At 62.2% G+C, this 20,116-nt stretch carries 18 protein-coding genes and 1 tRNA gene; 10 read left to right on the top strand and 9 right to left on the bottom strand.

What is annotated here, in order from left to right:
• The 6 genes from MRBLMU1_RS32595 to trpC all read left to right on the top strand — a co-directional run bounded on the left by MRBLMU1_RS32595 (window position 1) and on the right by trpC (window position 5,532).
• Complete coding sequence (locus tag MRBLMU1_RS32595; RefSeq protein WP_363510917.1) at window positions 1–684, top strand: phosphoglycolate phosphatase; 684 nt, start codon at window positions 1–3, stop codon at window positions 682–684.
• Between the two features lie 212 nt (window positions 685–896).
• Window positions 897–2,393 (top strand): anthranilate synthase component I, encoded by a 1,497-nt coding sequence (gene trpE, locus MRBLMU1_RS32590; RefSeq protein WP_363510913.1) that lies wholly within the window; start codon window positions 897–899, stop codon window positions 2,391–2,393.
• A gap of 1 nt (window position 2,394) precedes the next feature.
• Window positions 2,395–2,958, top strand: coding sequence for an anthranilate synthase component II (locus MRBLMU1_RS32585; RefSeq protein ID WP_315215164.1), 564 nt, complete (start codon window positions 2,395–2,397; stop codon window positions 2,956–2,958).
• A gap of 54 nt (window positions 2,959–3,012) precedes the next feature.
• On the top strand, window positions 3,013–4,050 hold the full coding sequence (gene trpD, locus MRBLMU1_RS32580) for an anthranilate phosphoribosyltransferase (protein WP_363510909.1): 1,038 nt from the start codon (window positions 3,013–3,015) through the stop codon (window positions 4,048–4,050).
• An 11-nt stretch (window positions 4,051–4,061) separates the two neighbouring features.
• Window positions 4,062–4,724 carry a LysE family translocator gene (locus tag MRBLMU1_RS32575; protein WP_363510906.1) on the top strand — a complete coding sequence of 221 codons (663 nt, stop codon included), beginning with the start codon at window positions 4,062–4,064 and terminating at the stop codon, window positions 4,722–4,724.
• 7 nt (window positions 4,725–4,731) lie between these two features.
• On the top strand, window positions 4,732–5,532 hold the full coding sequence (gene trpC, locus MRBLMU1_RS32570) for an indole-3-glycerol phosphate synthase TrpC (RefSeq protein ID WP_363510903.1): 801 nt from the start codon (window positions 4,732–4,734) through the stop codon (window positions 5,530–5,532).
• 6 nt (window positions 5,533–5,538) lie between these two features.
• Here trpC and MRBLMU1_RS32565 read toward each other — a convergent pair whose 3' ends face one another.
• From MRBLMU1_RS32565 to MRBLMU1_RS32535, 7 genes are all read right to left on the bottom strand, one after another.
• Window positions 5,539–6,747 (bottom strand): GGDEF domain-containing protein, encoded by a 1,209-nt coding sequence (locus MRBLMU1_RS32565; RefSeq protein WP_363510900.1) that lies wholly within the window; start codon window positions 6,745–6,747, stop codon window positions 5,539–5,541.
• Between the two features lie 240 nt (window positions 6,748–6,987).
• On the bottom strand, window positions 6,988–8,817 hold the full coding sequence (locus MRBLMU1_RS32560) for a M61 family metallopeptidase (RefSeq protein WP_363510897.1): 1,830 nt from the start codon (window positions 8,815–8,817) through the stop codon (window positions 6,988–6,990).
• Between the two features lie 13 nt (window positions 8,818–8,830).
• Window positions 8,831–9,415, bottom strand: a complete 585-nt coding sequence (locus MRBLMU1_RS32555; protein ID WP_363510894.1) for a nucleotidyltransferase family protein — start codon at window positions 9,413–9,415, stop codon at window positions 8,831–8,833.
• Window positions 9,416–9,420: 5 nt separating this feature from the next.
• Window positions 9,421–11,673, bottom strand: coding sequence for a xanthine dehydrogenase family protein molybdopterin-binding subunit (locus MRBLMU1_RS32550; RefSeq protein ID WP_363510891.1), 2,253 nt, complete (start codon window positions 11,671–11,673; stop codon window positions 9,421–9,423).
• A gap of 11 nt (window positions 11,674–11,684) precedes the next feature.
• The gene (locus tag MRBLMU1_RS32545; RefSeq protein ID WP_090326937.1) at window positions 11,685–12,143 is read right to left on the bottom strand and encodes a (2Fe-2S)-binding protein; all 459 of its coding nucleotides are present in this window, start codon (window positions 12,141–12,143) and stop codon (window positions 11,685–11,687) included.
• A gap of 89 nt (window positions 12,144–12,232) precedes the next feature.
• Window positions 12,233–12,961 (bottom strand): DsbC family protein, encoded by a 729-nt coding sequence (locus MRBLMU1_RS32540; RefSeq protein WP_363510887.1) that lies wholly within the window; start codon window positions 12,959–12,961, stop codon window positions 12,233–12,235.
• 48 nt (window positions 12,962–13,009) lie between these two features.
• Window positions 13,010–14,230 (bottom strand): FAD-dependent monooxygenase, encoded by a 1,221-nt coding sequence (locus MRBLMU1_RS32535; protein ID WP_363510884.1) that lies wholly within the window; start codon window positions 14,228–14,230, stop codon window positions 13,010–13,012.
• A gap of 77 nt (window positions 14,231–14,307) precedes the next feature.
• On the opposite strand from MRBLMU1_RS32535, the gene MRBLMU1_RS32530 reads away from it, so the two are divergent.
• Window positions 14,308–14,383, top strand: a tRNA-Phe gene (locus MRBLMU1_RS32530).
• Between the two features lie 195 nt (window positions 14,384–14,578).
• Here MRBLMU1_RS32530 and MRBLMU1_RS32525 read toward each other — a convergent pair.
• On the bottom strand, window positions 14,579–15,739 hold the full coding sequence (locus tag MRBLMU1_RS32525) for a low temperature requirement protein A (protein ID WP_363510881.1): 1,161 nt from the start codon (window positions 15,737–15,739) through the stop codon (window positions 14,579–14,581).
• Window positions 15,740–15,945: 206 nt separating this feature from the next.
• Complete coding sequence (locus MRBLMU1_RS32520) at window positions 15,946–16,491, bottom strand: hypothetical protein (RefSeq protein ID WP_363510878.1); 546 nt, start codon at window positions 16,489–16,491, stop codon at window positions 15,946–15,948.
• A 178-nt stretch (window positions 16,492–16,669) separates the two neighbouring features.
• On the opposite strand from MRBLMU1_RS32520, the gene MRBLMU1_RS32515 reads away from it, so the two are divergent.
• The 3 genes from MRBLMU1_RS32515 (at window position 16,670) to MRBLMU1_RS32505 (ending at window position 19,998) form a co-directional block, all read left to right on the top strand.
• Window positions 16,670–18,049 (top strand): RCC1 domain-containing protein, encoded by a 1,380-nt coding sequence (locus MRBLMU1_RS32515; RefSeq protein WP_363510875.1) that lies wholly within the window; start codon window positions 16,670–16,672, stop codon window positions 18,047–18,049.
• 39 nt (window positions 18,050–18,088) lie between these two features.
• The gene (locus tag MRBLMU1_RS32510) at window positions 18,089–19,441 is read left to right on the top strand and encodes a lactonase family protein (protein ID WP_363510872.1); all 1,353 of its coding nucleotides are present in this window, start codon (window positions 18,089–18,091) and stop codon (window positions 19,439–19,441) included.
• 137 nt (window positions 19,442–19,578) lie between these two features.
• Window positions 19,579–19,998 (top strand): YidB family protein, encoded by a 420-nt coding sequence (locus MRBLMU1_RS32505; protein WP_363510869.1) that lies wholly within the window; start codon window positions 19,579–19,581, stop codon window positions 19,996–19,998.
• Window positions 19,999–20,116 lie beyond the last annotated feature (118 nt).

The raw sequence follows: 20,116 nt of genomic DNA, 5'->3' as shown, positions 1-20,116 counted from the left end.
ATGGGCGTGCTGACAGGCGTACGCGCCGCAATCATCGACCTCGACGGCACCATGCTGGATACGATGCCCGACTTCCACGTGGCGATCAACGGCATGCTGAAAGAGCTGGGCCTGGATTCCATCGAGCAAGAGCAGATCGCGCTGATGGTCGGCAAGGGTTCGGAAAACCTGATCCGCTCGGTGCTGGCCTTGCAATTAGACGCGGCCGGCGTCGAGCAGCGTTTCGACGCGGCGATGGACGCCTATCAGCGGCACTACCTGGGCATCAACGGCAACCACAGCACGCTGTACCCGGACGTGATCGCGGGCCTGACGGCGATGAAGGCCAACGGCCTGCGCCTGGCCTGCGTGACCAACAAGCCGATTGCCTTCACCACGCCGTTGCTCAAACTCAAGGGACTGGACGGCTTCTTCGACGTGGTCTACGGCGGCGATTCGCTGCCGCGCAAGAAGCCCGATCCGCTGCCGCTGCAAACCGTGTGCGCCGATTTCGACCTGCCGCCGGCCCAGGTGGTGGCCATCGGCGACTCCTCGAACGACGCGCAAGCGGCCCGGGCCGCGGGTTGCCCGGTGTTGACGGTGCCTTACGGTTACAATCACGGACAGTCTATACACGGGATCGATTCCGATGGTATAGTAGACACGCTGCTCGACGCGGCAAGCCGTATAAGTTCGCAAAATTAACCTTTAGCTGAACCAAACCTGACCGAATGTCTTCCATCAAAAAACACAATGTCAACCAAACCGGCTCGATTGAGGCCTGGCTTTGGCGACGCTGGCAATCCTGGCAAAACTAAGCCGAACTGATTGCTGTCGCACGTGCACGCGCACCCGACAGGTTTTTTGACAAACCACCGCCAACCCACACCCATATGTTGGCGGCATGGAGAGAAGACATGACCGAACTCGAATTCAAATCGTTGGCCAACGAAGGCTACAACCGCGTCCCACTGATCGCCGAAGCCTTCGCCGACCTCGAAACCCCGCTCACGCTGTACCTGAAACTGGCCCAGACCCAGAACGCCGGCAAAAACACCTTCCTGCTCGAATCGGTGGTCGGCGGCGAACGTTTCGGCCGCTTCTCCTTCATCGGCCTGCCGGCGACCACCGTGCTGCGCACCTTCGGCACCCGCACCGAGATCGTCAAGAACGGCGCCGTGATCGAGACCCACGAAGGCAATCCGCTCGAATTCGTCGAGGCCTACCAGAAGCGCTTCAAAGTCGCCCTGCGTCCGGGCATGCCGCGCTTCTGCGGCGGCCTGGCCGGCTACTTCGGCTACGACACCGTGCGCCACATCGAAAAAACCCTGGCCAACACGCAGCCGAAGGACGACTTGGGCCTGCCCGACATCCAGCTGATGGTGACCGAGGAACTGGCCGTCATCGACAACCTCTCCGGCAAGCTGTATCTGATCGTCTACGCCGACACCGCGCAACCCGAGTCCTTCAGCAAGGCGCGCCAGCGCCTGAAGGACTTGCGCATGATGTTGCGCCGTGGCGTCGACGCGCCGGTGACCAGCGCTTCGGTGCGCACCGAAACCATCCGCGACTTCCCGAAGGACGAGTACCTGAAGGCGGTCGCCAAGGCCCACGAATACGTGATGGCCGGCGACTTGATGCAGGTGCAGATCGGCCAGCGCATCCGCAAGCCGTACGTCGACTCGCCGCTGACCTTGTACCGCGCGCTGCGCTCCCTGAATCCGTCGCCGTATATGTACTTCTACAATTTCGGCGACATGCAGATCGTCGGCGCCTCGCCGGAGATTTTGGTGCGCAACGAGACCCTGCCCGACGGCGAGAAAAAGGTCACCCTGCGCCCGATCGCCGGCACCCGCCCGCGCGGCTCGACGCCGGAGCGCGACGCCGAACTGGCCAAGGAACTGCTGGCCGATCCGAAAGAGATCGCCGAACACGTGATGCTGATCGACCTGGCGCGCAATGACCTGGGCCGCATCTCCGAGATCGGCAGCGTCAAGGTCACCGACCGCCTGGTCATCGAAAAATACTCGCATGTGCAGCACATCGTCTCCAATGTCGAGGGCAAGCTCAAAGACGGCCTGTCCAACCTGGACGTGCTGCGCGCCACCTTCCCGGCCGGCACGCTGACCGGCGCGCCGAAAGTGCGCGCGATGGAGGTGATCGACGAGCTGGAAATTACCAAGCGCGGCATCTACGGCGGCGCCTGCGGCTACCTGTCGTTCGGCGGCGAGATGGATGTCGCCATCGCCATCCGCACCGGCGTGATCAAGGACGGCATGCTGTACGTGCAGGCCGCCGCCGGCATCGTCGCCGACTCGGTGGCCGAGATGGAATGGCAGGAAACCGAAAACAAGGCGCGCGCCGTTCTGCGCGCCGCCGAACAAGTGCAAGATGGCCTGGATGGGGAGTTCTGAGATGCTGCTAATGATCGACAACTACGACTCCTTCACCTACAACATCGTGCAGTACTTCGGCGAGCTGGGTGAGGATGTGCGCGTGTACCGCAACGATGAAATCACGATCGCGGAAATCGAGGCGCTGAACCCGGACCACATCTGTATCTCGCCGGGTCCGAAAGACCCGTCGCAGGCCGGCATCTCGATCGAGGTGCTCAAGCACTTCGCCGGCAAGAAACCGATCCTGGGCGTTTGCCTCGGCCACCAGGCCATCGGCGAAGCGTTCGGCGGCAAGGTCATACGCGCCAAGCAGGTCATGCATGGCAAAACTTCTTTAATCGCGCATACGGGCGTGGGCGTCTTCAAGGACCTGCCCTCCCCATTCACGGTGATCCGCTATCACTCGCTGGCAATCGAACGCGGCTCGCTGCCGTCCTGCCTCGAAGTGACGGCATGGACCGATGACGGTGAAATCATGGGCGTGCGCCACAAGGACTACGACATCGAGGGGGTGCAATTCCATCCCGAGTCCATCCTGTCGGAACACGGTCACGCACTGCTGAAGAACTTCCTGGTTCGTTAAGCGGCATGCGTGCGCCCACTATCGTGCGCTCCACAAATTAAAGAAGGAATTGCCATGGCTATCACCCATCAAGAAGCACTGCTGCGCTGCATCGAACACCGCGAGATTTTCCACGACGAGATGCTGCACCTGTTCCGCCAGATCATGTCCGGCGAAATGTCGCCGTCGATGATCGCCGCCCTGACCATGGGCCTGCGCGTGAAAAAGGAAACCATCGGCGAAATCGCCGCCGCCGCGCAAGTAATGCGCGAGTTCTCCACCAAGGTGCCGATGGCCGACACCACCGGACTGCTCGACATCGTCGGCACCGGCGGCGACGGCGCGCACACCTTCAACATCTCCACCGCCTCGATGTTCGTGGCGGCGGCGGCCGGCGCCCGCGTGGCCAAGCACGGCGGCCGCAGCGTGTCGTCGTCGTCCGGCAGCGCCGACGTGATCGAATCGCTGGGTGCCAACATCAACCTCAAGCCCGAACAGATCGCGCAATCGATCGCGCAGACCGGCATCGGCTTCATGTTCGCGCCCAACCACCACGCGGCGATGAAACACGCCGCGCCGGTGCGCAAGGAACTGGGCGTGCGCACCATCTTCAATATTCTTGGACCGCTGACCAATCCGGCCGGCGCGCCGAATATCCTGATGGGCGTTTTCCACGCCGACCTGGTGGGCATCCAGGTCCGGGTGCTGCAGCGCCTGGGCGCGCAGCACGCCATCGTGGTCTATGGCCGCGACAACATGGATGAAGTGTCGCTGGGCGCCGGCACCCTGGTCGGTGAGCTGATCGACGGCGAGATCCGCGAATACGAAATCCACCCGGAGGACTTCGGCCTGCCGATGATCGCCAGCCGCAATCTGAAGGTGGCCAATGCCGCCGAATCGAAGGCGAAGATGATGGAAGCGCTGCGCGGGGAGCCTGGCGCGGCGTTCGACATCGTGTCCCTGAACGCCGGCACGGCGCTGTACGCGGCCGGCGTGGCCAGCTCGATAGAGGACGGCCTGGCGCGCGCGCGCGTGGCGATCAACTCCGGCGACGCGCTGAAGAAGATCGAGCAGTTCGTGCGGGTCACGCAAAGCCTCGCCAGCACCAACTAAGGGGCGCGTTCATGTACGGCATCCACGACCTGACGCTGTTTATCATCTCCGGCCTGCTGCTCAACATCATGCCCGGCCCCGATTCGCTGCTGATCATGACGCGCAGCGCGACCCAGGGCTGGCGCGCCGGTTCGGCCGCCGCGCTGGGCATCGGCGCCGGCACGATGATCCATATTGTCGCCGCCGCGCTGGGTTTGTCGGCGCTGCTGTCGACGTCCGCCGCAGCCTTCACGGTCGTCAAATGGGTGGGCGCGGCCTACATCATCTACGTCGGCATCGGCATGCTGCGCGCCAAACTGCGCGGCGACGCCGATTCGCAAGCGGACCAGGCGACGGTCGCCGCCGCGACCGCGCGCCTGCCCTATCGTAAGATCTTCTTCCAGGGTTTTTTGACCAATGTGCTGAACCCCAAGGTCGCCTTGTTCTTCCTGGCGTTCGTGCCGCAATTTATCTCGGCCGATTCGACCAGCAAGCCGCTGGCGTTCATCATCCTGGGCTTCATCTTCAACTTCAACGGCATGCTATGGTGTAACGGCCTGGCCGTCTTCACCGCCTTCGCCAGCGCGCGGCTGAAGGTCAAGCCGCTGGTCGCCCTGTGGCTCAACCGCGTCACCGGCGGGCTTTTCCTGGCACTCGGCCTGCGCCTGGCGCTGGCGGAACAACAATCATCCTAGGTCCATCATGTCCGACATTCTGAATAAAATCCTCGCGGTCAAAGCCGACGAAGTCGCCGCCGCAAAAAAACACCGCGGCTTCGCCAGCCTGCGCGCCGACGTTGAGAGCAACGCCGAACTGCGCGCCGACCTGCGCGGCTTCGAGGCCAGCCTGCGCGGGAAGATCGCCGCCGGTTCGGCCGGCGTTATCAGCGAAGTGAAAAAAGCGTCGCCGTCGAAAGGCGTGCTGCGCGCGGACTTCCGCCCCGCCGACATCGCCGCCAGCTATGCCGACAACGGCGCCGCGTGCCTGTCGGTGCTGACCGACGAACAGTTCTTCCAGGGCTCCGAGGCCTATCTGCGCCAGGCGCGCGCCGCCTGCGCGATTCCGGTGCTGCGCAAGGACTTCATGGTCGACATCTACCAGATCTACGAGGCGCGCGCGATGGGCGCGGACGCGATCCTGCTGATCGTCTCCGCCCTGGACCACGGCCTGATGGCCGAAATGGAAGCCTGCGCGCACGAATTGGGCATGGGCGTGCTGGTCGAGACCCACGACGGCGACGAACTGACCGCCGCCCTGCGCCTGAACACCGCCATGGTGGGCATCAACAACCGCAACCTGCGCACGTTCGAGACGTCGTTGTCGACCACCATCGGCCTGCTGGACCGCATTCCGCCGGAAAAACTGGTGATCACCGAGTCGGGCATCATGGTGCCGGAAGACGTCAAGCTGATGCGCGACGCCAATGTCCATGCCTTCCTGGTCGGCGAAGCCTTCATGCGCGCGCCCGATCCGGGCGCCGAGTTGCGCCGCCTGTTCAGCTAAGCCGGATTACGCGGACGCGTGCAGCGGCAGAACGGCCTCGGCGGCGATCTCGATGCGGTCGCGGCCGCGTTCCTTGGCGCAGTACAACGCGCGGTCGGCACGCAGCAAAATGTTGTCTAAATCCTCATCCGGACTGACCTGGCAGGCGATCCCGATGCTGACGGTGTAAGGCGGCAAAGCGGCCGCCGCCGCGCTCTGTTCGCTCTCCGTTTCGGAACGCGGCGCCCTCAGCGCGGTCTGTATGCGCTCCGCGACATGGTGCGCCCGCTCCAGGCCGGTGGCCGGCAACAGCACGATGAACTCCTCGCCGCCAAACCTTGCGACATGGTCGGAGGCGCGCAAGGCCTTCGCGATCACCGCCGCCACGTCGGCCAGCACCCTATCGCCGGTCGAATGTCCATAGCAGTCGTTAATCGCCTTGAAGTAGTCGAGATCGATGCTGAGCATCGCCATGACGGTCTGTTCACGGCGCATCAGCGCGTGTTCCTTCGCATACATCTCGGTAAAACCGCGCCGGTTGAGCACTTGCGTCAGCGGGTCCAAAGTCGAACGGCGCTCCAGTATCGTCTGCAAGCGGCGGGTGGCGACCGTCATGAATCCCACCGTTAATAGCAGCGTCATGAAATGACTGGTGAGCAAATACAGGTTTTGATGCGGGCCGTTGACGGATAAATTCATATCGTCGCTGCTGTGGGTCATTGCCAAAACGCCGCGTATCAGCACCACCACCGACTGGAATAACATCAGCACGCCGAAAAACACGGTCGAGAAATGGCGCTCGCCATATCCCCATATCAGCACGACCTGATACGAATATAAAACAAAAGCCAGGATGGAAAAGATGGCGAGACGCCCGGAGTAGTCGGGATTAACAATCACATAATAACCGCTTGTCACCATTCCCAAAGTCCAAACAAAATGAAATAACCACCACGAGCACTCGCGGCTGTAGAACATTTGTGTGCCGATCAGTCCAAAACCAAGCCCCCATAAAATAACGGCATTGGCGCACAAGGGCGATAATATATTGCCGAGAAGTCCGCTGGTCGACGCGTAAATGCCGGAACCGAACGCCAGTAATACCAGGCTGATCGCCCATTGTTTCAGGCCTTTAATTTCTCGGGGAAAACTTGAATGAGCGGAATACAGGACGACACTCATCGCCACGGCCATCACGGTCGACATCAAAACGATAGTGGCGGGATCGAGTGGCATAACTTGCGAATCGGTAGCTGACCAATAGAGAGTTATGGTTAAATTCTAATCCAGAACCGCACTTGTCGGAAAATTAAGCCTGTCGAAATCGCTGCATTGCACAAAGATATGGCGCCGATGCATCAGTACATGCCGGATTTTGGCTATTACATGCCATTTTCTAGCATGGAATTGGCGAAAAGAAACCGCCAGCGCCAGCAAAACGGTGAACCGTTGCGGCGGTGGCGGCGAATGCGGTGGCTAGCGGGCCGCGCTGGGGCGCAGCGGGCCGGTCGATTTTTTGGCGACCGGGTCCAACGCCAAGGTAATGCCGGGTACCCGCTCACCTTGCAGGATCACACTGAAAGTCATCAACTCATCGCGGCGGAATGCATGCACCTCCACGTTTGAGCCGACGCCATAGCGCGAGAGCAGGGTTTCCAGATTGGTCGCGGTCACGCGCAAGCCATCAATCGCGACCAATAAATCGCCGGCCGATAAACCCGCCAAATGCGCAGCGCCGTTCTCATGAACACTGGATAATTTGCAGTCGTTGCCGTCGCGGCCGATATTCGCGTCCAAACTCGGCTTTGACGATTTACGCTCGTCGCTGTATTTAACCCCAAACGGCGCCAGCATTTTCGCCAGCGGCACGTCCTCGGTACCGCGTATATATTTATCGAAGAATGGTTTGAAGCGACCGCCGCTGATTTCATCGAACAGCGCTTCCACCTCCGCAGGCGTTACGCCGCGTCCTCCGCCGTTATAAAAATCCCGGCCATAACGCTGCCATAAAGCGCGCATGACATCGTCCAGCGATTTCTTGCCGCCCGTCTTGGCGCGGATACTCAAATCCAGCGCCAGACCGATCAGCGAACCTTTCGTGTAATAACTAATAATTGCATTGGGCGCATTTTCATCTTGGCGATAATATTTACCCCATGCATCAAAGCTGGAATCGGCAACGCTTTGTTTGGTACGGCCGCTACCGCGCAGCACGCTGCCGATAGTTTTCCCCAGCAACTTGAAATAGGCCGGCTCGGCAATAACACCGGCGCGCACCAGCATCAGGTCGTCGTAATAACTCGTGAAACCCTCGAACAGCCATAACAGCGGCGAATAGTTTTCGACTTGTAAGTTATAAGGCGCGAAAGCCGCCGGCTTGATGCGCTTGACGTTCCAGGTGTGGAAGTACTCGTGGCTGCACAGGCCGAGGTATTGCAGGTAGCCGTCGCTGATGTCCTTGCTGGTGGCGGTCGTGCTCGGCAAATCGGCGCGGGCACAGATCAGCGCGGTCGAAGCCCGATGCTCCAGGCCGCCATAGCCGTCGCCAACCGCCAAGGTCATGAAGACATAGCGGTCCATCGGCGCCTGCTTCGATTTCGGCTCGAAGAAGGCGATCTGGGTTTCGCAGATCTTTTTCAGGTCGGCGCTCAGGCGCGCCAGGTCCAGGTTCGGCACCCGGCCGCTGATGACGATGTCGTGCGGGATGCCGTGGGCCTTGAAGGTGGCCAGCGCAAAATCGCCCTGCTCGACCGGATGGTCGATCAATTCATCGTAGTCGGCGGCGATATACGTGCCAAAACCATAACGCTTGGCCTTCAACTCCGGCAGCGACGTCGCCACGCGCCAGGTTTGCGCCGCCTCGTCGGCGGGACGCTGGATATCGACCACGTGCGGCTGGTCTTCCTGTCCCAGCACGCGCAGGAACACGCTGGTGCCGTTGAAGAACGCGTGATTCTGGTCCAGATGCGCGGCGCGCACCGACAAATCCCAGGCGTAGACCTCATAGTGCAGCGTAAGCGGCGACTGGCCGGTTTTCAGCGGGTCCTTTTGCGGCGCCGCCTGCCACGAGTGTTTATCGAGCTTGGTCAGCGCGACCGGCTCGCCGTTCGACTCCGCGCGGATGCGCACGATATTGCGCGAAAATTCACGGATCATGTAACTGCCCGGTATCCACGCCGGCAGCGCGAAGATCTGGCCGTCCGGCGCCGGCGCGTCCACCGTCAGCGTGACGTGGAACAGGTGCGCCGCCAGATCGTGACCGACGATGCTGTAGGCGATCGCCGGGTTCTTGTTCGGTTTCTTCATGTCGGTCCTTGTGTTATATGTCGCCGCGCAAATCGCCTGGCGTATCGATATCGCGCACCACGCCGGCGTCGTCGACCATCAACTCGCTCACGGCATGGCTTTTCAAGATCGCGCGCGCGCCCTGGTCGCCGGATAGCGCCAGCAGCAGCGGCAAATGAAAACTACTGAAGGCGACCGGGTTGCCGCGCCGTCCTTCGTACACGGGCGCCGCGATGCGCGCGCCCCGCTCCACCGTGGCGGCCAGCGCGCGGATGGTTTCCGGCTGCACGTAAGGCATGTCGCCCAACGCGATCACCCAGCCTTCCGCGCCCTTGGTGTGCTCGATCGCCGTCGTCAGCGATTCTCCCATGCCCAGGTCGGCGTCGGCGCAGACGCGCACCTCGCATCCGAGGGCGCCCAGCAGCGCCGCCACCTTGTCGTCGCCGGGCCGCACGACCGCCAACACGCGCGGCAGCACCGCCAGCATGTTCTTCGCACTGGCCGCGACCACGAGGTCACCAGCGGCGCCGTCCACGGTTTGCAGCAGCTTGTTTTGAACGCCGGACGGATCGAAGCGTTTTCCCCGTCCGGCCGCCAGCAAAATACCCGTCAGCGCCATGCGGCTTACGCCTTGGCCGTGCTCAGATCGAACGGCAGCTTGCGCAGGCGCTTGCCGGTCAACTTGAACAGCGCGTTGGCGAAGGCCGGCGCCAGCGGCGGCAGGCCAGGTTCGCCGATGCCGGTGGGCGGATCGTTCGACGGCACGATATGCACGTCGATGACCGGCATGTCGGTCATGCGGGCGACGGTGTAGTCGCTGAAATTCTGCTGGTCCACCACGCCGTCCTTGATCGTGATCGCGGCGCCCGGCAAGGTCATGCCTAGCCCCATCAGCGCCGCGCCCTGGATCTGCGCCTCGATCGTCAACGGATTGACGGCCGTGTTGCAGTGGACGCCGGCGGTGACCTTGTTCAGCTTTGGCGAACCATCCTTGTTCACCGACGCCACCACCACATAGGCCACCACGGTGCCGAACGCCTCGTGCACCGCCACGCCCCACGCCTGGCCTTTGGGCAAAGCCTTCTTGCCGTAACCGGACTTGGCGACCGCCAGCTCCAGCGCCGCCATGTGGCGCTTGCCCTTCTCGCCCATCAGCTTTTTGCGGTAGGCGACTGGGTCCATCTTCGCCGCGTGCGCGGCTTCGTCGATCAGCGTCTCCATCACATAGGCGGTGTGCGTCGAGCCGACGGAGCGCCACCACAGAACAGGAACATTGGCCTTGACCGCGTGCGCGCTCAGGTTCAGCGGCACCTCGTACGGCTCGCCCATGCCCTCGACCATCGTCGAATCGACGCCGTCCTTGATCATCACCGCCTCGAACGGCGTGCCGGTGATGATCGACTGGCCGACGATGACATGGTCCCAGGCCACGATGCCGCCCTTGGCATCCATGCCGATGTCGGCGCGGTGCACATGCGACGGCCGGTAGTAACCGCCCTTGATGTCATCCTCGCGGCTCCACACCACCTTGACCGGTTCGGTCTTGCCGGCGGCCTTCCAGACCTTGGCGATATTGACCGCTTCGACCAGGTAGTCGGAACTCGGCACCGCGCGGCGGCCGAAGCCACCGCCGGCCGTCATCGTATTCAGCACCACCTGCTCCGGCTTGAGGCCGGCGGTGGCGGCGATGGCGCCGTGGTCGAAGGTCTGGAACTGGGTGCCGGCCCACACGGTGCAGCCGTCCGCGCGCAGGTCGACCACGCAGTTGAGCGGTTCCATCGGCGCGTGCGCCAGATACGGGAACTCGTAGACGGCGGAGATCTTCTTCGCCGCGCCGGCGAGCTTGGAGGTATCGGCCTTGCGCACCGGCGTGCCGGGTTTGCGCGCCAGCGTCTTGAACTCGGCCAGTTGCTTGTCGCTGCTGACCTTTTCGACGCCGCTGGTGTCCCAGTCGATGACCAGCGCCTCGCGGCCCATCTTGGCCGGCCAGTAGCCGTCGGCCACCACCACCACGCCGCTGCCGCCGCGATCCGTCGACACCTGCAGCACCTCGATCACGCCCTTGACGGCCTTGGCCTTGCTGGCGTCGAACTTGGCGACCTTGGCGCCGAACACCGGCGGCCGCGCCACGACGGCCACTTTGCTGTCGGGCGCCTTGAAGTCGATGCCGAACTGCTGCTTGCCGTTCGATTTCGCCGCCGCGTCCAGGCGCTTGACCGGCTTGCCGATGATCGTGAAGTCCTTGGCGTCCTTCAGCTTGACGCTGGCGGGCACCGGCTGCTTCATGGCCGCATCGGCCATCGCGCCATAGGTGGCCGTCTGGCCCGCGGGACCGGTCAAGGTGCCCTTCGAGGTCTTGACCTGCTCCGGCGACACCTTCCACTGCTCGGCCGCAGCCGCGATCAGCATCGCGCGCGCCTTGGCGCCGATTTCGCGGTACTGGATATACGAGTGGGCGATGCTGCCCGAGCCGCCGGTGATCTGGATGCCGAACAGCGGGTCCTTGTACTGCTCCCCCGCCGGCGCCAGCGCGCCGACCATGTTCGACCAATCGGCGTCCAGTTCCTCGGCGATCAGCATCGGCAGCGAGGTTTGCACGCCCTGCCCGATCTCGATGCGGTTGACCTGCACCGTCACCGTGTTGTCCGGCGCGATGCGCAGGAAGGCGTTCGGTTCATAAACCTTGGCCGGCGGCTGCTGCGCGCTGGCGAGCCGGCCCGCGCCGGGCAGGAAAAAGCCCAGCACCAGGCCACCGCCGGCGACGGCGCCGGCCTTCATGAAGCTCCGGCGCGAAAGGCCGGCGGCATCCGCAGCCGCCGGCGCGGAGCCCGAAGCCAACGAAGCCATGTTTTCCTGATTAAGCCATTCGATACGCATACGGTGCTCCTTTAAGCGATGGTGCTGGCGGCGTCTTTAATGGCGGCGCGTATGCGTTGATAGGTGCCACATCGGCAGATATTGCCGCTCATGGCGTTGTCGATGTCGGCGTCCGACGGCTTTTTGTTCGTGCGCAGCAGCGCGGTGGCGCTCATGATCTGGCCGCTCTGGCAGTAGCCGCATTGCGGCACGTCGAGCTTGACCCAGGCGTCCTGCACGGCCTTGCCGATCTTGTCGTTTTCCATCGCCTCGATGGTGGTGATCTTCTGGCCGACGGCGGCCGAAATCGGCGTCACGCAGGAGCGGATCGGTTCACCGGCCAAGTGCACGGTGCAGGCGCCGCACAGCGCCGCGCCGCAACCGAATTTGGTGCCGGTCATGTTCAGGTTATCGCGCAGCGTCCACAAAATCGGCGTCGATGGATCGGCGTCGACCTGCACGTCCTTGCCGTTGATATTCAAGGTGATCATTCAATTCTCCTGGAGGGAAACCGCTTATAGGTATCGCTTATCGGTATATTAAGGGGACCGCCTGGGTCCCCTGGTAGAACTGCAAAAGCTTACTGTTTGAGCTTGGCGAACTTCGCCTCAAGCGCCTTGGTGTCGACCGCGCCGGGAATGCGCGAGCCGTCGGCGAAGAAGATCGACGGCGTGCCGCTCACGCCCAGTTTGCGGCCCAGCGCCAGCACGTCCTGGTTCGGGGTCTTGCAGGAGTCGGCGGCGGCGGCCGGCGTTTTACCGTTCAACATCCAGTCGTCCCAGGCCTTGTTGCGGTCCGTCGCGCACCACACGCCGGCCGACTTGGTGAACGAATCCTCGCGCAGGATGTTGTACATGAAGGTGTAGACGGTGACGTTGTCGATGTCTTTGAGCGTGGTCTTGCGGAACTGTTTGCAGTAGCCGCAGTTCGGGTCCTCGAACACCGCGATCACGCGCGAGCCGTCGCCCTTGACGCTCTTGAGGGCCTTGTCCAGCGGCAGATCGGAGAACTTGATCTTGTTGATATCGTCGATGCGCTCGCGCGTCAGATCGGTGCCGGTGGTCAGGTTGAAGATATGGCCGTTGAACACATAGGTGCCGGTTTTATCGGTGTAGAGGATCTCGTTACCCATGCGGATTTCATACAGGCCGGCGTAAGGCGTGGCCTTGACCGAATCGACCTTCACGCCCTCGCCCAGGCGAGGCTCGACGAGCTTCTTGATCTCTTCCTCGGTCGGCGAGGTTTGAGCCTGGCCGCAAGACGCCATCATTACAGACAACAACAGCAAAACGAACTTACTTTTTTTCATGACATCTCCGGTGACTACTGACAGACCATGCCGCCGCCTTTTTTCCACTCACTTGCCCATGGCGTGAGAGATCAAGCGGCGCTTCAGCACAGGTAATTTATCCAACAAGTTTAATCCCAAATTACGCACCACGCGCAAGGGTTCGACGTCGGCGCCGAACAGGCGCGCCAGGCCATCGGTGGTCAACTGCATCAGCAGCACGTCTTCCTTGCGGGCGCGCTCGTAGCGGGCCAGCACGCGGTCATCGCCGACGCCGCGCTGCGGCTCGCGCTCGGCCAGGGTCCTCATCAACTGCGCCACGTCGGCGAAGCCCAGGTTCATGCCGTGGCCAGCCATCGGATGGACCACGTGGGCGGCGTCGCCGACCAGCGCCACGCGCGGCGACGTCATCGCGTGCGGACGTATCAGGCGCAATGGGAAATCGCGCACCAGCTCCGGCAGCAGCGGCGTCAGACCGCCCAGTTTTTCGGCGGCGTAGACGGCCAGGCGCCCGGCGATCTGCGCTGCCGATTCCCCGCGCAGCCGGTCGGCCAGCAGATCCGGCGCCGACCACACCAGCGACACCCGGTTGCCGGGCAGCGGCAGCAGCGCAATGATCCCCTCGGCGCCGGTGAACCACTGGTAGGCGGCGCCGTGGTGCGGTTTTTCGCAATCGAAGTTGGTCACCACGGCGCGCTGGGCGTAGCTGCGGTAATCGAGGCCGATGTCGCACTGGCCGCGCACCCAGGACTCGGCGCCGTCGGCGCCCACCACCAGCTGCGCCCTGACGCTGGCGCCGTCGTCCAGCCGCACGGTGGCGTGGTCGTCGCCGCGCAGCAGTTGCGTCGCCCGGCCATGGACCAGGGTCACGTTGCGGGCGAATTTAAGGGCGGCGTCGAGCGCCTGGCCGAGGTTGCGGTCTTCCAGTATCCACGCCAACGTGCCGGCGTGGGCGCCGTAGGCGTCGAACGACAAGTCGCCCGCGCCGGCGCCGTCGCCCTGGATGATCATCGCGTCGACCGGCGCCACGCGGGCGGCGTCGAGCGCGTCCCACACCTTCAGCGACGACAGCAGGTTGTGGGCGGTGTGGTTGAGGGCGTAGACCCGGGCGTCCCAGCCGAGGTCGGCGGCGCTGGCGGCGCCGGCTGGCGCGGACGGCTGCGGACAGAGCAAGGCGACGTTCAGGCCGGACTGGGCCAGGCCCAGCGCGGTGGTCTTGGCAATCGCGCCATTGCCAACAATGCAAATGTCACTCTCGATAACGCGCGGCGGGGACGATGGATTATTCATCCACCCATTATAACGAAAGTGTGCGCGAGAAATTGTTCCTTGCAATTTCGCTCCGGCCTGCTATAATTCTGCTCCTTGGCCTGGTAGCTCAGTTGGTAGAGCAGAGGATTGAAAATCCTTGTGTCGGTGGTTCGATTCCGCCCCGGGCCACCAAGAATGCTTCAAACAGAACGCCAACCCTCGCAGGTTGGCGTTTTTGTTTCGAACGTCAGAAAAGCCGACGTGGTCCAATTCCGGTACTAAGCAGCGGCGCCCCTTCGTCCAGCGGTCCGGCCACATCGTCCACCTGTGCAAACTAAGCACCCTGCAACGCCACCGGCATCGCGCCGCGCGAACTTGCCGTAGCGCTCATGTCTGGTCTCCCCCGATAGCGCTGTTGCGTGGATGGTCCTGACGCCCGCGGGGGACGGCCAGGTATTTGAGGCTGAGGAAAGCATAGCAAATCACCGCAGCGGTCAGACCAAACAGGATGTAACTGGTTCTCGGCAATAGCAGGGCAAACCCGGACAACACGAATACGACCACGGTGTTGACGACCAGCTGGGGCCGCAGCTCGGGACGCTCCATGAAATAGGCGTACTGCTTGCCAATGAAAAAGCAGACCGTGCCGATGACCGACAGTACCCGGAAATCGGATATCTGCATGTCATCCAGGATCGCGTGCCCGATCAGGCTGGCTAAGATCGACAGGCCAATGAAAACAAAAAAATGCGAGTACAGGACCGAATGACCGGTCGTGAGCTTCTGCTTGGACAGCAGGTGAAAACTGTCGAAGTAGACCCACCAGATGCTCGATATCGTCACGAAGCCGGTGGCGGCGGTCACCAGCCTCTCCACAGTCCAGCTAATATTGGCCAGTCCCGTCGACAGGCTGATAACAGACTCTCCCAGTAAGATGAGCGTGAGCAGGCCCACACGCTCGATCAGGTGTTCGGTATGCACCGGGATACCCTGGAGATGACGCGGCAAGAAAGAGATGAACGCCAGCAGATCGAACAGTATTCCAAGATAAAGCACGACATATCGCTGTGGCGCCGGGAACAGGATCGCAGCGAGGCTGATGGTGGCGCCGGCGAGGGTCACCCATCCAACTGCCGTTGCGAGTTGCGCGCTTTTCTTGTGCCGATGTTTCGACACGAAATACATCATGGCGATGATGTATTTCGCACAGGCGTAGCAGACGATGATGGCTTCAAAGCTGGCCAGGAATCGTTGGTCGATCAAGCCCGAGATGATAGTCATCAAGAACATGATGAACATGGTTGCCAGCCGATGCCTCCGGTCGTCCGCGTCGAATCGGTTGGCATACATCGTGTGGCTGACCCAAATCCACCACAAGGGTATGAAAGTGAGGACGAATTGCCAGAACCGGAGTGGGTCAAGGTGCCCCTCGTGCGTGTGGTTCAGGATATGCGTTACGTCACCGATCGCCACCACAAAAATCAGGTCGAAGAACAACTCGAGCCAGGTGGCACGACGATTGGGTTCGAAGTATTTCGTGTTGTGCATTTCGCCTACCATTTCGCATGACACGTAGTGCTGACGCCACAACCGTCAGTGGTTGTTACATGGTAAGAAAGCACTTGGCTTGTGCACTTCACGGGCTGCTGCGCGCGGACCGTGTCGCCCTGCGTCGCCGGCTGCGCCTATGCTATCAGCTTATTCATCGAAACTTGCAACGACAGCAGCCGCTTGCCGACTGCCGTCCACCTCCCTTATTCCTTCTTTTCCCTGAATTCGCCATCGATCACCATGTCATCGGCGCGCTTGACGGGGTCGCGGCCAGTGAATTTGAAGATGGCCCCCAACAGGCGATCGAATAGAACGCGCCGCAACCACGGGAATGCCAGAAGAAACGCAGTCGTGAATCCGATGAACAATGCGGGCACGTAGTCGCCTTGCCAGACAAAGTGCAACAAGCACAGTGCGAGGATGCCCGCGATGAGCGGGCGACGCACCGGTTTAGGCAGCAGGCCAACAATACGCGGCTTACCGTTGCTAATCCAGGGAAATCTCGCGAAAAGTACGCCGAGCAGCAGGCCTGCGATGAAGCGGCCAGTGCCGAGTTGATCGGCCAACACGCCGACGACAAGGAAACCGGTATAGGTCATCGTGCCGGCCACCGCCGCCAGCACGGCTAATGCAGCAGCGGCCGTTAGCTTTGGCAGGCGGATCGCCGTTCTGACTAAAAAAGGTAGGATTTGCGTGCTCCTGCAAAGGCGAAAGACGATTGCAAATTCTAACAGCACTTTCTTGAACATCGCTGCGGATGCGTGATGTTGCCGCTCACGCAAATATTGCCACTCCCTGCGGCGCGCCCCAAGCTCAACGATCGCTGGCTGCTGGCCGCCTCTTGCCGAGCAACTTGGTGACAATGTGATAGTTTCAAGATGCCCAAAGACAATTAAAATATCACCTCTGACAAATGTCTAGGACCATATGAAATTTTTAGCCCCACGCCTCAGCCTCCTTCCCGCGACGCTCCTGCTATCTGTGCTGGGAGCCTGCGGGGGCGGTGGTGGCAATGGCGCCAGTGCGCCGGTCCCGCAGCCCCCACCACCTGCGCCGCCGGCGACGCCGGCACCAACCATTTCCAACATCTCTCCGGCAACAGCAATCCTGACCCGCCCCACAGACTTCGAGGTGACAGGTACCGATCTGGGCGACGGTATGCGATTCCAACTGGCAGGTTGCGTCGCCACTGAGGCCGCCGGCGGCGGCAAGACACGGCGGGTATTTAGCTGCACGCCATCAGGCACCGCCGGCGAGTACCCACTGCAACTGTATGCGTCGGCCGCTACCACTTCCAGCCTGGCCAGCAAAACCGTGACCTACCTGACGCCGGTGGCGAAAGTTGGCGAAGTCAATCGCAAACTGGCCGTGCTGAAAGAGGACGGCAGCCTGTGGGTGTGGGAAAACGATTGGGACAAGAGCACGACAGGCAATGTCGTCACCATCAATACCCGGTTGGGATCGAATTACACCGATATTGAAGCCGGCAGCGCTTTTGGCATGGCTATCGACGCCGACGGCGGTCTGTGGGCTTGGGGCTACAACAACGACGGCGTGTTCGCCGAAGGCCCGCCTGCGGGCAGTCCCACCCCAGTTCAGATCGGCAAGGACTACGCAAAAGTGGCGGCCAAGGGCGCGCATACCTCCGGTGGCGAACGCGTGGTGGGACTCAAGCGCGACGGCGGCTTGTGGGCCTGGGGCGCTCGTTCAAGTCCTGTGCCGGAGTCCCCCTCCGCCCAATTGATTCCCCACCAGTTCGGTTCCGGCTTTAGCGATCTCGCCACCGGCACCGCTGGCAATTCGATGGCGCTGAAAGCGGATGGCAGCTTATGGTCGTGGAATGAAAATATATCGCCCACCCCCTTCGTCCCGACCAAGTCCGGCGACGGCTATCAAACGGTGGTCAGTGCTTACGACGCCCATTACGGTATCAAGAAAAATGGCGAACTATGGGCCTGGGGCCGCAATGCCATCAAACGTGACCAGGCCGCGAGCGACGATACCCCAGTGCTGGTGGGTCCAGGCTATGCCTCGCTGTCGGCCGGCTCGTACTACGTGATGGCGCTGAAAGCGGACGGCACGCTGTGGGGCTTCGGCAGCAACTCCGAGGGCCAGTTCGGCGACGGGACGTCGAGGGGCGGCGGGCCGGTACAGTCGGCGAGCGGGGTGCGCAAGGTCTGGGCGGGCGACTCATGCACCGTTATCGAGAAGCGCGACGGCACGTTATGGGCAACCGCGTTTTGCACCCTGGGAGCGACGACCAGCGGCCCCTTATTTTACGGCTTCCGCCGCTTGCCTCAGTACTAGCGTGTAACACCACTTAATCTACGGCAAGGTAATCTCGTCATGAAACGATCTCTCGCCGGCACCCGCTGCGCGCCGCTTGCCGCAATGCTCATCGCCGCCGGTTGCGGCGGCGGCGGCGGCGCCTCCGCCCCGTCCACCTACAGCCTCGGTGGCGCGGTCACGGGACTCAACAGCGGCGCAAAACTGACGCTGCAAGACAAAGGCGGGGCCAGCCTTGAGCTTACAGGCAATGGCGCGTTCAGCTTCGCCAACAAGCTGCCAGCGGGCAGCAGCTATGCGGTCGGCATCGCCAGCCAACCGACAGGCCAGCGCTGTGAAATCAGCCAGGGCAGCGGCGCTATCTCCAGCGCGGCCGTTACCAGCATCGCCGTTACCTGCACGACGGCTTACGCCTACGTGGTCAGCGCCCGATGGGTGTCCGCACTCTCGGCATATCAATATTCGGTGTCGCAGTTTACCTTTGGCGCCAACGGCCAAATGCGCGCCAGCGGCGCGCCCGATGTACCGATAGCGACCGAGCGCATCTCGCTTACCATCGACCACAAGGCAGCCAACGCCTTTATCGGCATGGGCCGGGCGAACGCCGTGCGCGCCTACACGATAGGCGCGCACGGCGAACTGTCGGCACAGCCCAAGGCCACCGTGCGCAGTGGAGACACCACGGAGGGCACTAGGCTGTCGCCGAACGGCAAATTTTTGTATTCCTTCAACTCATGGGACGGCAGCATTTATCGCTACCCGCTGGACGCGGACGGTGGCTTCACCTCGCTAACGACGGGCGCGCAAGTTGCGGGGGTCAATTCGGTGTCCGACATGACCATCGATGCCAGCGGCAAGCGCGCTTACGCCAGCGACGGCTATTCGGGCAAGGTGTTCCAGTTCTCCATCGCGGACGATGGCAGCCTGGTGTCGGCGGCGACCGCAAGCGTCGTCGCCGACAGCACGCCGACCGAAATCGTCTTGGACCCGAGCGGAAAATTTGCCTATACCGTCAATAACTATGGCGGCAGCATCAGTCAATACGACATCGGCGCCGACGGTCTGTTGACGCCCATGGAGCCGGCGAATGTCAGGATCGCGGGCCGGGGCATATTCATGGCGATCACCCCCAACGGCAAGTACGTCTACGCCAACGGCGATCACAACACCATCGAGCAATTCGTCGTCGCGGCAAGTGGCCGGCTGACCTCCCTTAACCCCGCGCGGGTAGCGGCCCCCGACGACTACTCCATGCAGATGGCATTCGACGCGACCGGTGCCTATGCCTACGTCCCCAACAATATCAAAAGCACGGTAACGCAATACGCGGTCGGCGCTGACGGCCAATTAACCCAGGTCGGCAGCATCGCGACGCCCGGCCAACCGACGCAGATCATCCTGTTTCATCGGTGACCGACAGCCGTCTTGGAAATCCTCGCGTCGGTGGTTCGATTCCGCCCCGGTATCGTATCGGCACGAACTTATGCTCTAATGATTGCAAGGATCGCGCAGCCTTCCGCAGCGCGTCCAACCATTACCTCTAGGAGCACATGATGGGATTACTCGATCAACTGGCAGGGCAAGTCATCGGTTCGCTGGGCGCCCAGAAACAGGACTCCGTCTCCCAGAGCGATCTACTCGGCGGCGTGATGAACTTGATTAACAACGCCGGCGGCCTGCAAGGCATCCTGCAGCAGCTGCAAGCGAGCGGCATCGCCGACCAGGTCGCGTCATGGATAGGCACCGGCGAGAACGCCCCGGTGTCGGGCAACCAGATCGCCGACGCGCTGGGCGCGGACAAGGTCAGCCAGATCGCCCAGCACGCGGGCATCGAACCGGAACACGCGGCCACCGGGCTGGCCCAGTTACTGCCGCAAATCATCGACAAGCTCACTCCCGGCGGCCAGGTGCCGCAGAACGAATTGCTGGAGCAAGGCTTGAGCCTGCTGCGGGGCAAGCTTTTCGGCTAATGCCCGTCTCGCCGTCCGACAACGTCGGCCGGCGGAGGGCCGGTTTAGCGGTCGATGCCAGGACAATCGTCTTAGTCGTGCGCCAGTTCGTCTATGATCCAAGGCTGTAGGCGCAAGC

The organism is Burkholderia sp. LMU1-1-1.1 (assembly GCF_040675865.1).
GTDB lineage: Bacteria > Pseudomonadota > Gammaproteobacteria > Burkholderiales > Burkholderiaceae_D > Rugamonas.
The sequence above is the reverse complement of the archived record's forward strand: the minus strand, read 5'-3'. Positions and strand labels throughout refer to the sequence as shown.

Bases quoted from the DNA above. Each gene is read 5' to 3' on its own strand.
- MRBLMU1_RS32545 (WP_090326937.1), bottom strand. From the start codon at position 12,143: ATGATCACCTTGAATATCAACGGCAAGGACGTGCAGGTCGACGCCGAT.
- MRBLMU1_RS32515 (WP_363510875.1), top strand. From the start codon at position 16,670: ATGAAATTTTTAGCCCCACGCCTCAGCCTCCTTCCCGCGACGCTCCTG.
- MRBLMU1_RS32550 (WP_363510891.1), bottom strand. From the start codon at position 11,673: ATGCGTATCGAATGGCTTAATCAGGAAAACATGGCTTCGTTGGCTTCG.
- trpE (WP_363510913.1), top strand. From the start codon at position 897: ATGACCGAACTCGAATTCAAATCGTTGGCCAACGAAGGCTACAACCGC.
- MRBLMU1_RS32510 (WP_363510872.1), top strand. From the start codon at position 18,089: ATGAAACGATCTCTCGCCGGCACCCGCTGCGCGCCGCTTGCCGCAATG.
- MRBLMU1_RS32595 (WP_363510917.1), top strand. From the start codon at position 1: ATGGGCGTGCTGACAGGCGTACGCGCCGCAATCATCGACCTCGACGGC.
- MRBLMU1_RS32555 (WP_363510894.1), bottom strand. From the start codon at position 9,415: ATGGCGCTGACGGGTATTTTGCTGGCGGCCGGACGGGGAAAACGCTTC.
- MRBLMU1_RS32520 (WP_363510878.1), bottom strand. From the start codon at position 16,491: ATGTTCAAGAAAGTGCTGTTAGAATTTGCAATCGTCTTTCGCCTTTGC.
- MRBLMU1_RS32540 (WP_363510887.1), bottom strand. From the start codon at position 12,961: ATGAAAAAAAGTAAGTTCGTTTTGCTGTTGTTGTCTGTAATGATGGCG.
- trpD (WP_363510909.1), top strand. From the start codon at position 3,013: ATGGCTATCACCCATCAAGAAGCACTGCTGCGCTGCATCGAACACCGC.
- MRBLMU1_RS32525 (WP_363510881.1), bottom strand. From the start codon at position 15,739: ATGCACAACACGAAATACTTCGAACCCAATCGTCGTGCCACCTGGCTC.
- MRBLMU1_RS32565 (WP_363510900.1), bottom strand. From the start codon at position 6,747: ATGCCACTCGATCCCGCCACTATCGTTTTGATGTCGACCGTGATGGCC.
- MRBLMU1_RS32505 (WP_363510869.1), top strand. From the start codon at position 19,579: ATGATGGGATTACTCGATCAACTGGCAGGGCAAGTCATCGGTTCGCTG.
- MRBLMU1_RS32560 (WP_363510897.1), bottom strand. From the start codon at position 8,817: ATGAAGAAACCGAACAAGAACCCGGCGATCGCCTACAGCATCGTCGGT.
- MRBLMU1_RS32535 (WP_363510884.1), bottom strand. From the start codon at position 14,230: ATGAATAATCCATCGTCCCCGCCGCGCGTTATCGAGAGTGACATTTGC.
- trpC (WP_363510903.1), top strand. From the start codon at position 4,732: ATGTCCGACATTCTGAATAAAATCCTCGCGGTCAAAGCCGACGAAGTC.
- MRBLMU1_RS32575 (WP_363510906.1), top strand. From the start codon at position 4,062: ATGTACGGCATCCACGACCTGACGCTGTTTATCATCTCCGGCCTGCTG.
- MRBLMU1_RS32585 (WP_315215164.1), top strand. From the start codon at position 2,395: ATGCTGCTAATGATCGACAACTACGACTCCTTCACCTACAACATCGTG.